A 12350-nucleotide genomic window follows, 5' to 3' on the forward strand; every position below is an offset into this window, starting at 1 on the left:
CCGAAACCGGGGGCTCCGTCCCCGGACCTCCGGTCCTCACACGCCGGACGGGCCGGAAAACCGGCCGCGCCGGCGGATCCGGGCAGAGTCCGGGTGCGGGTCCCCCCGGACGGGGGCACCTCCCGGCGGTGGCCGGGGGAGGGGGAAGGGCGGACAGGGGACGGCTCCGCGCAGCGGACGCCCGGCCCGGGGCGGGTCATCGGGCGGGTTCCGGGGCGGCGGCCGGGCCGAAGCGGTCGGGGCGGAACGGGTGCAGCGGCAGCGGGGGTTCGGAGCCGGTGAGGGCCGCGGCGATCAGGAGGCCCGTGGCCGGGGCCAGGCCGATGCCCGCGCCCTCGTGGCCGCAGGCGTGCAGCAGACCCGGGACCCGGGGGTCCGGGCCGATCGCCGGGAGGTGGTCGGGGAGGTACGGCCGGAAGCCGTGGTAGGTCCGCAGCACCCGGACGTCCGCCAGGACCGGGAACAGCGCTTGCGCCTGGACGGCGAGGCGGCGCAGCGCCTCCACCGACAGGGAGCGGTCGAAGCCGACCCGCTCCCGGGTGGCCCCGATCAGCACCGGGCCCGACGGGGTGCCCTCGACCACGGCCGAGGACTGCAGGGCCGCCGAGCCGCTGGCGACGTCCGCGATGTAGTCGGCGGCGTAGACCTTGTGCCGGACCACCCTCGGCAGCGGCTCCGTCACCAGGACGAACCCGCGGCGTGGGAGCACCGGGAGGGACACTCCGGCCAGTTCCGCGATGCGGCCGCCCCAGGTGCCGGCCGCGTTGACCACGGCCGGGGCCAGGAGTTCGCGGCGCGAGGTCCGCACCCCGCGCACCGCACCGGACCCGCCGGCGGTTCCGGCGGCCCCGGGCGGCAGAAGGATCCCGGTCACCTCCTCGCCGAGGTACACCTGTGCTCCCGATGCGGCCAGCAGCCTGGCCGCCGCCTGGGCCGGCTGGACCTGGGCGTCCTGCGGGTACAGGAATCCGCCCGCCTGCCCCGGGGCCAGATGGGGCTCCAGCTCGCGGAGGTCGAGGACCCCCGCCTCGACGGCTTCGACCCCGGCGGCGCGCTGGCCCTCGGCGAAGCCTCGCAGCGCCTTCAGCGAAGCCTCGTCGGGGGCGACGACGAGGCCGCCCTTGGCCTCGTACTCGATCTCCTGCGGGAGGACCGCGGCGAGTTCGCGCCACAGGCCGGCCGACAGCAGGGCCAGGTCGAGCTCCGGGCCCGCCTCCTTGTCGGAGACGAGCAGATTGCCTTCCCCGGCTCCGGTCGTGCCGCCGGCGACGGGGCCGCGGTCGACGACGGCCACGGAGAGTCCGGAGCGGGCCGCGTAGTACGCGATCGCGGCTCCGACGACGCCGGCGCCGATGATCACGACGTCCAGGGGATGTCTCTTGGGCACGGCAGTAATATGTCACATTCTTCAATGGGGTGCCTAGTAGCACTCGGTCGGTCCGGCTGAGGTGGTGCGCGCCTTTCGATCCGGGCGTCGGGGGGGCGCGACTCCGGCGGCGGATCATGGCCGGACACCCCTGGTAGTCCATGGACATCCGGCTCGGACACGTGGTCGACCGGGCCGGCCCCACTCCCCCGGCTGCCGCCGGGAGGTACCCCCGCCGGCTGCGGAAGGAGGGGCCGGCCCGGTCGCGGGATCAGCTGCGCAGCGGGCCCTCACAGCTGTAACCCGACGTTCCCGCCGCGTGGTTGGTCCAGATCTCCACGGGAGCGAAGGAACAGTTCATGTCGGCCAGGTTGTTGGAGGCCGCGCCCGCCCGGTCGAGGATGAAGTAGTCCACCGTCTCCGACATGTCCTTGAAGTTCTGGTCGTCGCTGCGCCAGTTCTTCAGGTTCGCGGTGATCCGGCCGGTGCAGATGAAACGGCGCTTGCCCGCGTCCCCGTTCTCCACGCAGTCCGGGGTGTTGTAGGTGGCCGCCGCGAAGGCAGACTTCACGTTCGCGAGCGCGGAGTCGCGCAGCTGGTCGTTGGCCGTGAACGAGGTGTTCGGCACGTAGAGCTGGTCGACCTTGGCGATCTGCGCGTCCAGGAAGCGGTCGTAGTCGTGCTGGAGGTAGGTGTCCGCGCCCATCCGGTGGCGCCAGGCGTCGTACCCGGCGACGTCGTTGGCCCGCAGGTGGGTGTACATCTCGCGCAGCAGCGAGGGGTGCTCGGTCCACAGGAACTCGAAGAAGGTCCCCGCGTAGTTGTAGAAGCGGAAGCCGTCGCCGTCGTACGTGGCGTTCAGCAGCTGCTCGACCGACATCCGCGGGCCGCCGCCGGCGGTGTCGCTGATGATGCCCTTGACCAGGGACTTGCGGACGGCGATGCCGTTGTCGCGGGTGGCGCCGTCGAAGAACTCGGCGGTGCCCTCGTCCATGGCGGTGGTGCGGTCGCCTTCGTACCAGGGGCCTTCACCGAAGAACCCGGGGACGGCGAACCGGCCGTTGAGGTAGTGCGTGTACTCGTGGCGGAAGAGCTCCTCGAGGGTGAGGGAGGAGTCCTGCGGGACGCGCCGCTGGTACGTGTAGAAGGTGGCGCCGTTCTCGATGTACATGCCGCCGTTGTTGGTGCCGTAGCCGTTGAGCATCGTCTGGTAGGTCACGTAGTCGGCGCGGGAGGCGTACAGCACGATGTTCAGCGTGGTGTTGGGGTCGCCGGTCAGCGGCTGGTCGGTCCCGATGACCCGGTGGAACTGCGTCTTGACCTGCTTGCTCGCGTAGTAGAGCTGGTCGACGGTGGCCCGGTCGAGGGCCGTGCGGACCTTGATGCCGCCGTTGTCGTAGGTGTAGGTGTTCGGGAAGAGCATCTTCTCGATGTCCTCCTTGCACACCCCGTACGGCTTGCACGCCTCGTAGGTGTTGAGCCAGGAGACGATCTTGGCCCACTGCTCGCTGCCGTTGCCCCAGCCGGACTTGACGGACTCCAGGAGGCCGCCGAGGTCGGCGACGACCTGGTCCTTGAGGCCGTCGACCTGGCCGAAGCGGCCGTACTCGCCGAGCGCGTCGCGGGCCACCCAGTCGTTGGCGCTGCCCTTGAGGTGGGTGTATCCGGCGAAGGCCTTGAACGCGGCGCGGTAGGCGGGGTCGGCCGTCACCGCGGCGTGGAAGGCGGCGTCGCTGTTGCCCGGGTAGACGCCGAGGTAGTTGGCGCTGAGGGCGGCGAGGACGGCGCCGCCCCAGTTCTGGTCCTTGTTGGTCGCGGTGTGCGACGCGTCCATGGTGGCCAGGACCTTCTTGATGAGGCCGAGCTGGTACTGGCGCAGGCCGGGGCCGGTGGCGTAGAGGGCCTCGCGCAGGGTCCGGGCGTTGGACGCGGTGGCGTCGAAGCTGTGCGCGGCGTCGCCGAAGTCGGCGATGGCCCGGCGCATGGCGTCCACGGTCGGGGCGTCGGTGAGGTCGATCTCGGGGCGCGAGAAGTCGTGGTAGACGGCCGCATGGAGGTAGGTGAACATCTCCTCGAGGTGCGAGGAGCCCTGGCCGTCGTGGGCGGCGGCCAGGCCGGATATCCGGCGGGAGACGGCCTGGACGTGCGCGTCGGACATGACGGGCGCGAGGCGCGCGTCCCAGGTCCAGATCAGCCCGCGCAGACAGCCGTCGGCGGTGACGGCCGGATCGGCCAGGAAGTCGGCGAACTGCTCGGGGCTGAGGCCGGTGATCCCGTCGAGGGTGCAGGGGACGCCCGCGGCGACGCTCTGCGCGGTGGGCGCGGCCTGGGCGGCGGCGAGCTTGCGGCTCTTCTCGGTGCGCTCGGTGCGCCCGGCGGGCGTGGCGGCGGCCGGAGCGGCCCCCGGGACGCGGCCGTCGGCGGCCAGCCCGCCGGGAGCCTGGCCCGTCGCCGGCGTGGCCTCCTTCGGCGAGGCGAGGTGGTCGACCTCGTCGAACGGGTTCGCGCCGGGCGCACCGGAGGTGAAGGTGCCGGGCACGGCGGCAGGGGCGGGGGCGGCCGCGGGGGCCCGTTCGGCGGTCTGGGACACCGCCTGGCCTGCGGAGGCGAGCAGCGTGACCGCGACGGCGGCGGAGAGGAGAGACGTACGCACAGCTCTGTACTGAGACACCAAGAACTCCTGGTTGGCAGGGGAGGTGGGGGAAGTGGTGCGTGAAAAGTGCGTGAATGCGCGAACTGCCCTGTGTCACACGGCGTTTGACGGGGATTAACGTGCCGCGATGTGAGCTGTAACATAGTAATGTGAAATTGCACTGACAAGACCTGTGCACCCATCAGTTCGCATCTTCTTGAGGGAGCCCCCATGGCCGACACCCCCTCCCGCCTCAACATCGGCAGCCACGACCTGCCGGTATCGGCGGAGTTGTCCCGCTTCATGGCCGCCGACTGGGCGGCCTCACCCCTCCCCGACGCAGCACGGGTATCCGCGTACGAGGTCACGCCGGCCCGGCGCGCCCGGCTCTCGGCGCGCTTCCCGGGCGAGCGGCTGATCATCCCGGCCGGCGAGCTCAAGGTCCGCTCGAACGACTGCGACCACCGCTTCCGCCCGCACAGCGCGTACGCCTGGCTGACCGGGCTGACGGGCGAGGACCAGGTGGGCCACGTCCTGGTACTGGAGCCCTCGGGCCCCCACGGCCACGAGCCCGTGCTGTACCTGCGCCCCCGCTCCCCGCGCGCGGACGGCAACGAGGAGTTCTACCGGGACCGGCGGTACGGGGAGTTCTGGGTCGGCCGCCGCCCCGACCTGGCGGAGGCGCAGCGCCTGACCGGCCTGCGCTGCGCCCACCTGGACGAACTCGGCTCCCCGGCGGGCCGCAATGCGGCATCGGACACCGAACTGGCCGCCGCGCTCTGCGAGTTGCGCCTCGTGAAGGACGCCTGGGAGGTCGGGCAGCTCCAGCTCGCCGTCGACCACACGGCGGCCGGTTTCGAGGACGTCGTACGGGCGCTGCCGCGCGCACTGGCGCACCCCCGCGGCGAGCGGTGGATCGAGGGGGTCTTCGGCCTGCGCGCCCGGGCGGAGGGCAACGGCACCGGGTACGACACGATCGCGGCGTCGGGCGCGCACGCGTGCGTCCTGCACTGGATCCGCAACGACGGCCGGCTCGACCGCGGCGATCTGCTGCTGCTGGACGCGGGCGTGGAGACCGACAGCCTCTACACGGCGGACATCACGCGCACCCTCCCGCTGTCGGGGCGCTTCTCCCCCGTCCAGCGGCAGGTGTACGAACTGGTGCTGGCGGCGCAGGAGGCGGGCATGGCGGCGCTGCGCCCGGGCGCGAGCTTCCGGGACTTCCACCGGGCCGGGATGCGGGTGATCGCGGAGGGCCTGGCGGAGTGGGGCGTCCTGAAGGACGCGCAGGGCGACCTGCACCGGCGGTACACGCTGTGCAGCAGCGGTCACATGCTGGGGCTGGACGTGCACGACTGCGCGAAGGCGCGGGCGGAGACCTACCTGGACGGGGTCCTGGAGGAGGGACAGGTCCTGACCGTCGAACCGGGCCTGTATCTGCAGCCGGACGACGAGACCCTGCCCCCGGAGCTGCGCGGCATCGGCGTCCGCATCGAGGACGACCTGGTCATCACGGCGAAGGGCGCCCGACTGATGTCAGGCGCCCTTCCCCGCACGGTCGCGGGCATCGAGGAGTGGATGGGGACGCTGCTGGAGGGCTGACTAGCGGCCGCCACCGCCACCGCCGCCACCATCGCCGCCACCGCCGCCACCGTTGCCACCGCCGCCGTCGCCGCCACCGCCGCCGTCGCCGCCGCCACCGCCACCGCCGCCACCGTCATCGTGGCCACCGCCACCGCCGCCGCCGTCGTCGTGGCCGCCACCGCCGCCGCCGTCGTCGTGGCCGCCACCGCCGCCGCCGTCGTCGTGGCCACCGCCACCGCCGCCGCCTTCATCGTGGCCGCCGCGACCGCCGTTGTCATGGCCGCCGAAGCCGCCGTCATCGTGGCCGAAGTTGCCGATGTCGCGGTCTCCGCGGTCAAATCGGTTGCCGCTCCAGGAGTCGTTGTCCCAGTTGCGGTTGCCGTTGAAGGAGCCTACGTCCCTGCACCAGTCGGGGCGGTCGTTCCGGTCGTTCCAGTTCCAGTTCCAACGGGCGAAGTCGCAGCAGTCGCGCCTGTCGTTCTCGCGCCAGTTGTCGGAACACCACCCGTGATTGTGCTGGGTCTGCGGGACACTCGCGGCAAAGGCGCCGCCAACAGGCATCAGGCCGAGCGTTGCGCCGGCAGCCCCTGCCACGATGGCCGCCTTGATCCCACGGCGCATAACCATGCACCTCCGAGCATTCGTGGTGTTGATTGCAAACGGGTCATTTCCACCCTCACCCCTCTCTGGCCCTCTGTCAAAACCACCAGGTCAGAGGACCGCTACTGAAGTACGGCCATACCGTCCAGTTCGACCAGGGCCGGCTCGTCCCAAAGGCGCACGACGCCGATGACCGCCATGGCCGGATAGTCGCGGCCCGCCAATCGGCGCCAGATGCGGCCGAGTTCGCGCGCATGCGTGCGGTACGCATCCACGTCGACCGTGTAGACCGTCACGCGGGCCAGGTCCGCCGGGGTGCCGCCGGATGCGGCCAGGGCCGTCAGGAGGTTGGCCAGGGCGCGTTCGAACTGCTCGGGCAGGGTGTCCCCCACCACCTTGCCCGACGCGTCGAGTGCGGTCTGGCCCGCCAGGAAGACCAGCCGGGAGCCGCTCGCGGCCACGGCATGGGAGAAGCCCGCCGGCGGGGAGAGCTCCGCCGGGTTGATCCGCTCGAGACTCACCGGTAGAGCTCCTTCGCGATGATCGTGCGCTGGACCTCGCTCGCGCCCTCGTAGATGCGCGGGGCCCGGACCTCCCGGTACAGGTGCTCCAGCAGGTGGCCGCGCTGGAGGGCGACGGCCCCGTGCAGCTGGACCGCGTGGTCCACCACGTACTGGGCCGTCTCCGTCGCGAGCAGTTTCGCCATCGCCGACCGGCGCGGGACGTCCGGCGAGCCGGCGTCGTACGCGCCCGCCGCCGCGTAGACCAGGAGCCGGGCGGCCTCGGTGCGGGTGGCCATCTCGGCCACCCGGTGGCCCACCGCCTGGAGGTCGCCCAGTACGCCGCCGAACGCGGGCCGCCCCGCCGTGTACGCCAGGGTCGCGTCCAGCGCGGCCCGGGCCATGCCGACCGCGAAGGCGCCCACGCTCGGCCGGAACAGGTTCAGCGTGTCCATCGCCACCCGGAAGCCCCGGCCGGGCTCGCCCAGGAGGTCCTGCGGGCCGACCGGGACCCCGTCGAAGGCCAGGCGGCCGATCGGATGCGGGGAGAGCATGTCCAGGGGCTCGCCCGACAGGCCGGGGCGGTCGGCCGGGACCAGGAAGGCGGTGACCCCCTTGGCGGCCGGCCCCTCGCCGGTCCGGGCGAACACGGTGTAGAAGTCCGCCTCGGGGGCGTTGGAGATCCAGCACTTCTCGCCGCTGAGCCGCCAGCCGTCCTCGGACCGGACCGCCTCCAGCGCCAGCGCCGCCGCGTCCGAGCCCGCCCCCGGCTCGCTCAGCGCGAAGGCCGCCACCGCGCGCCCGGCCCGCACCTGCGGCAGCCACCGTGCACGCTGCTCCGGCGTCCCCGAGCGGAGCACCGGATGGGCCCCCAGGCCCTGGAGGGCGAGGGCCGTCTCCGCTTCCGTACACCCGTACGCGAGGGATTCGCGGAGCAGGCACAGCTCCAGCGCCCCCGAGGTGAAGACCCGCTCCAGCAGGCCCAGCTCACCCAGTGCCGAGAGCAGCGGGCGGTTGACCCGTCCCGGCTCCCCCTTGTCGGCGAGCGGCCGCAGCCGGTCCGCCGCCAGCGCGCGCAATTGCCCGCACCACTCCTCTTGTTCCACCCCGAGCGCGAATCCGGTCATCCGAATATCCCCGCTTCTATCGCGTCCTGTTGACTGCCGTCACCATCACGATACGCTCGTAGCGCACGTGCACGGCCTGCTCCGCCACTTCGGTCCCCCGCCCGGGGGCCGCTGCCGTTGCAAGGGGGCGAACCCGCCTTGGAGCTCAAGCCTTCCGCCCACGCCGACACCTTCGCGCGCGACCACCTGCCACCGCCGCACGCCTGGCCGCGGCTCGTCTTCGAGCTCCCCGAGCTGGCCTATCCGGACCGGCTCAACTGCGGCGCCGAGCTGCTCGACGCCACCATCGCCCGCTTCGGGCCCGACCGCCCGGCCTTCCGCAGCGGCGCCGGCGAGGTGTGGTCGTACGGCGGGCTGCGCGAGCGCGTGGACCGCCTCGCCCACGTGCTCACGGCCGATCTCGGCGTGGTCCCCGGCAACCGGGTGCTCCTGCGCGGCCCCACCGGCCCCTGGCTCGCCGCGTGCTGGCTGGCGGTGATGAAGGCGGGCGCGGTGGCGGTCACCGTCCTGGCCCAGCAGCGGGCGCAGGAACTGGCCACGGTCTGCGCGATGGCCCGGGTGCAGCACGCGCTGTGCCATGTGGGCGTGCTGGACGATCTGGCGAAGGCCGAGGTGCCCGGCCTGCGGATCACCCCGTACGGCGGCGAGGCCCCGGACGACCTGCTCCGGCTGGCCGAGCGGCACGAGGAGCCCTTCGCCGCCGTCGAGACCTCCGCCGACGACGTCGCCCTGATCGCCTTCACCTCGGGCACCACCGGCCGCCCCAAGGGCTGCATGCACTTCCACCGCGATCTGCTCTCCGTCGCCGACACCTTCTCCCGCACCGTCCTGCGCCCCCGCCCCGACGACGTCTTCGCGGGCAGTCCGCCGCTCGGCTTCACCTTCGGCCTGGGCGGCCTGGTCGTCTTCCCGCTGCGCGCCGGCGCCTCCGCGCTGCTGCTCGATCGGGCGGTCCCGCGCCGGCTGCTGCCCGCCCTCGCCGAACACCGGGTCACGGTGCTGTTCACCGCGCCCACCGCGTACCGGGCGATGCTGGACGACCTGGGCGCGTACGACGTGGGCGCGTACGACCTGTCGGCGCTGCGCCGCTGCGTCTCGGCGGGCGAGAACCTCCCGGCGGCCACCTGGCAGGCCTGGTACGAGCGCACCGGACTGCGGATCATCAACGGCATCGGCGCCACCGAGCTGCTGCACATCTTCATCTCCGCGGCCGACGAGGACATCCGCCCGGGGACGACCGGCCGGGTGGTGCCGGGCTGGCAGGCACGGGTGGTGGACGCCGCCGGCCGCCCCGTCGCGGACAACGAGCCGGGGCTGCTGGCCGTTCGCGGCCCGGTGGGGTGCCGGTATCTGGAGGATCCCCGGCAGGAGGAGTACGTACGGGACGGCTGGAACCTGACCGGGGACACCTACGTCCGCGATCCGGAGGGCTATTTCCGGTACGTTGCCCGCGCCGACGACATGATCGTCTCGGCGGGCTACAACATCGCGGGCCCGGAGGTGGAGGAAGCCCTGATGCGCCACCCGGACGTGGTGGAGGCCGCGGTGGTGGGCCGCCCGGACGAGCGACGCGGGCAGATCGTGGTGGCGTACACCGTCGTGCGGGCGGGCGCGGCACTGACGGAGGAGGTCCTGCGCGCGTTCATGCGGGCGGAACTGGCCCCGCACAAGTGCCCGCGCTCCTTCGTGTTCCTCCCCGCGCTCCCCCGGACCGCGACCGGGAAACTGCAACGGTTCCGGCTGCGCGATGGAGGGGGCGTCGTGCCGGTCGGCCCGGATCAGGGAGCGGCGTCGACCGGCGAGAACGCCGCGAGGCGCGGCTGCGGACGCGGCGAGCCCGGGCCGACCGGCGAGACGCCCCCTACAGTGAACCCGTGGTCGAGCAGCACACCCCGCGATCCCTGATCGTCACGTTCTACGGAGCCTACGGGCGGGCCTTCGCGGGCCCGGTCCCGGTGTCCGCGCTGGTCCGCCTGCTGGGCGCGGCCGGCGTGGACGCCCCGTCGGTCCGCTCGTCGGTGTCCCGGCTGAAGCGGCGCGGCTTCCTGCTGCCCGCGCGCGCCGCGGACGGCTCGGCGGGGTACGGGCTCTCCGCGGAGGCGCGGCAGCTGCTGGACGACGGCGACCGGCGGATCTACGGGGACCGCGACGCGCACCCGCCGGGGGAATGGCTGCTGGCGGTGTTCTCCGTACCGGAGCAGGAGCGGCACAAGCGGCACCTGCTGCGCTCGCGGCTCGCCCGGCTCGGCTTCGGCGCGGTGGCACCGGGGGTGTGGATCGCCCCGGCCCACCTGTACGAGGAGACCGGGCACACCCTGGACCGGCTGCACCTGACGGCGTACGTGGAGCTGTTCCGCGGCGGCCACCTCGGCTTCGCCCCGACCGCCGAGGCGGTGGCCCGGTGGTGGGACCTGACCTCCCTGGCCAAGCAGCACGAGGAGTTCCTCGACCTGCACGAGCCCGTGCTGCGCGCCCTCCAGTCGGGCCCGGCCCCCACCCCGGAGGACGCCTACCGCTGCTACCTGCTCGCCCTGGACACCTGGCGGCGCCTGCCGTACGCCGACCCGGGCCTGCCGCGCGAACTGCTGCCCGCGGACTGGCCGGGCGACCGGGCGGCGGCCGTCTTCGCCGAACTGCACTCCCGGCTGCGGGACATCGGGGCGGGGTTCGTGGAACCGTAGGCAACGGCCGCCGCGTCACGAAGTGTTGTGACACATCGTGATCTTCCTCCGCCGCCACCGCTCCCGACCCCGCGGCGGCCTTCGAACCCGCCGCAGCCCCAGCCCCAGACCTGGTACCAGCCGCCCGTGACACCGCCCGGGCGGTGGACCGCACGCCTGCAGCTGGCCGGAGCGGCGCTGGTGGGTGCCGCGGCCGGGTTCACGGCCTCCCGGCTCGCCGCCAACGCCCGCGCGTACTGCGACGCGGGCTGGGAGGCGGGCGGGAAGTTCGAGCTGAACTTCGAGATGCTGTTCCTCGTGCCGGGCTGCGCGCTCCTCGCGCTGGTCCTCGCCCTGCTCACCCGCCGCCTGCCCCTGTTGCTGCGGGCCGTGCCGATCCTGGCCGTCCTGGCCGCGGTGGTGGTCTGGTACTTCGCGGTCAAGGGCACCTTGGACGGCTACCCCGGGGATTCGGGGCTGTGCGGGCCCGACAACGTGCCGCCGTGGTGGCCGGACTGGCTGCCCGCGTAAAACCGACGTGCGCGGGGAAACGATCCGGCGCCATCATGAGCCATGACGTGGACATTCACCCATGACCTGGCGGCCTATCTGGCCGCGGCGGGCCCTGCCGTGACCGGCGAGCCCGTCGCCAACACCTCTCTGCTGACCGTGACCGACGCGCTGGAGCGGCGGGGCCTGGACGCCTACGGATCCGCCGAGCCCTTCTTCGGCTGGTGGACCGCCGCCGACGGGAGCGTCGCCGGCGCCCTGCTGCGCACCCCGCCGCATCCGCTGCTGATCGGGGCGCTGCCGGACGAGGCCGTCCGCGCGCTGGGGGCGGCGCTCGCCACGGAGCCGCTGCTCGCCGGGGTCGACGCGCTCAACGCCCGCCGCTGCGACGCGCAGGTGCTGGCCGCGGCGTGGGGGAAGCCGAGCGAGGTCACCGAGGAGAACCGGCTGTACCGGCTCACCGGGCTGATCGCCCCGGATCCCGCCCCGGCCGGGCGGGCCCGGCTCGCCACCCCGGCCGACCTGCCGCTGCTGCTGGACTGGGCCGGCGCCTTCAAGCGGGAGACCGGGGAACCGGGCGGCCCCTCCGAGGTCTTCCTGCGCGACCGGCTCTCGTACGGGGGCATGCTGCTCTGGGAGGATGCCGCGGCGCCGGTGTCGATGGCCGGGTTCTTCCGCCCGATCGGCTCGGTGTCCCGCGTCGGCCCGGTGTACACCCCGCCGGAGCTCCGCGGCCGCGGGTACGCCGCCGGGGTCACGCACGCGGTGAGCGAAGCGGCGTACGCGGCCGGCGCCTCGGAGGTGCTCCTCTACACGGACCTGGCCAACCCCACCAGCAACGGCATCTACCGGCGCCTGGGCTACACCCCGGTCGAGGACCGGGTCGAGGTGGCCGCCGTATGAGCACCTCGGAGGAAGCCGATGAACCCGACGAACCCGACGAACCGCTCTGGATGCTGGCCGCGAACGTCGTGCAGTGGCGCCGCTGGGGCGAGGGCGGCCAGGGCCTGCGCCCGGGCACGAAGACGTTCAAGGGCGGCACCAAGGTCTACGTCTTCGACACGCTGGACGGCTGGGAGTACTGCATGGTCGTCGGCCGCCCCCGGCACACCCGGCGCTACGTGCAGGAGTACGTCCACACCCGCCATCTGCACACCTTCCGGCCGAAGCTGGTGCGCAGCCCGGCCGTGCTGCGCACCGCCGAGTGGTCGAGGTTCTGGGGCGCGACGGGTGAGGCGGACGCGGCGGGGGCGGCGCCCGTGCTGGAGCGCTGCGCCCGGGAGCTGCGCAGCGAGCAGTGGCCGGACCGGCCGCATCCTGAGCCCTGTCTGTGCCACGAGTGCCTGACGCTCGGCGGCGGGTGATCCCGCC

General features: G+C 73.3%; 11 protein-coding genes. 6 read left to right on the plus strand and 5 right to left on the minus strand.

All coding sequences use genetic code 11. The annotated features are described in order from the left end of the window. Positions 1-196: 196 nt before the first annotated feature. Together AB0I68_RS13855 and AB0I68_RS13860 are read right to left on the minus strand one after the other, a co-directional pair. Entirely contained in the window at positions 197-1387 is a 1191-nt protein-coding gene (locus AB0I68_RS13855; RefSeq protein WP_363177473.1) for an FAD-binding oxidoreductase, read from the minus strand. A 250-nt stretch (positions 1388-1637) separates the two neighbouring features. Then, positions 1638-4037 carry a collagenase gene (locus AB0I68_RS13860; protein WP_363177474.1) on the minus strand — a complete coding sequence of 800 codons (2400 nt, stop codon included), beginning with the start codon at positions 4035-4037 and terminating at the stop codon, positions 1638-1640. Between the two features lie 192 nt (positions 4038-4229). Here AB0I68_RS13860 and AB0I68_RS13865 point away from each other — a divergent pair, with 192 nt between their 5' ends. Then, on the plus strand, positions 4230-5600 hold the full coding sequence (locus AB0I68_RS13865; protein WP_363177475.1) for an aminopeptidase P family protein: 1371 nt from the start codon (positions 4230-4232) through the stop codon (positions 5598-5600). Here AB0I68_RS13865 and AB0I68_RS13870 read toward each other — a convergent pair whose 3' ends face one another. From AB0I68_RS13870 to AB0I68_RS13880, 3 genes are all read right to left on the minus strand, one after another. Then, positions 5601-6203 carry a hypothetical protein gene (locus AB0I68_RS13870; RefSeq protein WP_363177476.1) on the minus strand — a complete coding sequence of 201 codons (603 nt, stop codon included), beginning with the start codon at positions 6201-6203 and terminating at the stop codon, positions 5601-5603. A 101-nt stretch (positions 6204-6304) separates the two neighbouring features. Continuing rightward, on the minus strand, positions 6305-6703 hold the full coding sequence (locus AB0I68_RS13875) for a RidA family protein (RefSeq protein ID WP_363177477.1): 399 nt from the start codon (positions 6701-6703) through the stop codon (positions 6305-6307). Further along, positions 6700-7809, minus strand: a complete 1110-nt coding sequence (locus AB0I68_RS13880; protein ID WP_363177478.1) for an acyl-CoA dehydrogenase family protein — start codon at positions 7807-7809, stop codon at positions 6700-6702. The genes AB0I68_RS13875 and AB0I68_RS13880 overlap by 4 nt, the downstream gene beginning before the upstream one ends. Positions 7810-7947: 138 nt before the next feature. On the opposite strand from AB0I68_RS13880, the gene AB0I68_RS13885 reads away from it, so the two are divergent. The 5 genes from AB0I68_RS13885 to AB0I68_RS13905 all read left to right on the plus strand — a co-directional run bounded on the left by AB0I68_RS13885 (position 7948) and on the right by AB0I68_RS13905 (position 12343). Continuing rightward, positions 7948-9714, plus strand: a complete 1767-nt coding sequence (locus tag AB0I68_RS13885) for an AMP-binding protein (RefSeq protein WP_363177479.1) — start codon at positions 7948-7950, stop codon at positions 9712-9714. Beyond that, a complete protein-coding gene (locus AB0I68_RS13890) occupies positions 9684-10490 on the plus strand; it encodes a PaaX family transcriptional regulator C-terminal domain-containing protein (protein WP_363177480.1) in 807 nt (268 codons plus the stop codon). The genes AB0I68_RS13885 and AB0I68_RS13890 overlap by 31 nt, the downstream gene beginning before the upstream one ends. Before the next feature lie 126 nt (positions 10491-10616). Continuing rightward, positions 10617-11000, plus strand: a complete 384-nt coding sequence (locus AB0I68_RS13895; RefSeq protein ID WP_363177481.1) for a hypothetical protein — start codon at positions 10617-10619, stop codon at positions 10998-11000. A gap of 42 nt (positions 11001-11042) precedes the next feature. Continuing rightward, a complete protein-coding gene (locus AB0I68_RS13900) occupies positions 11043-11882 on the plus strand; it encodes a GNAT family N-acetyltransferase (RefSeq protein ID WP_363177482.1) in 840 nt (279 codons plus the stop codon). Next, a complete protein-coding gene (locus AB0I68_RS13905; protein WP_363177483.1) occupies positions 11879-12343 on the plus strand; it encodes a hypothetical protein in 465 nt (154 codons plus the stop codon). Before AB0I68_RS13900 ends, AB0I68_RS13905 begins: the two co-directional genes overlap by 4 nt. Positions 12344-12350 lie beyond the last annotated feature (7 nt).

Source organism: Streptomyces sp. NPDC050448 (genome assembly GCF_040655295.1).
Lineage (GTDB): Bacteria > Actinomycetota > Actinomycetes > Streptomycetales > Streptomycetaceae > Streptomyces.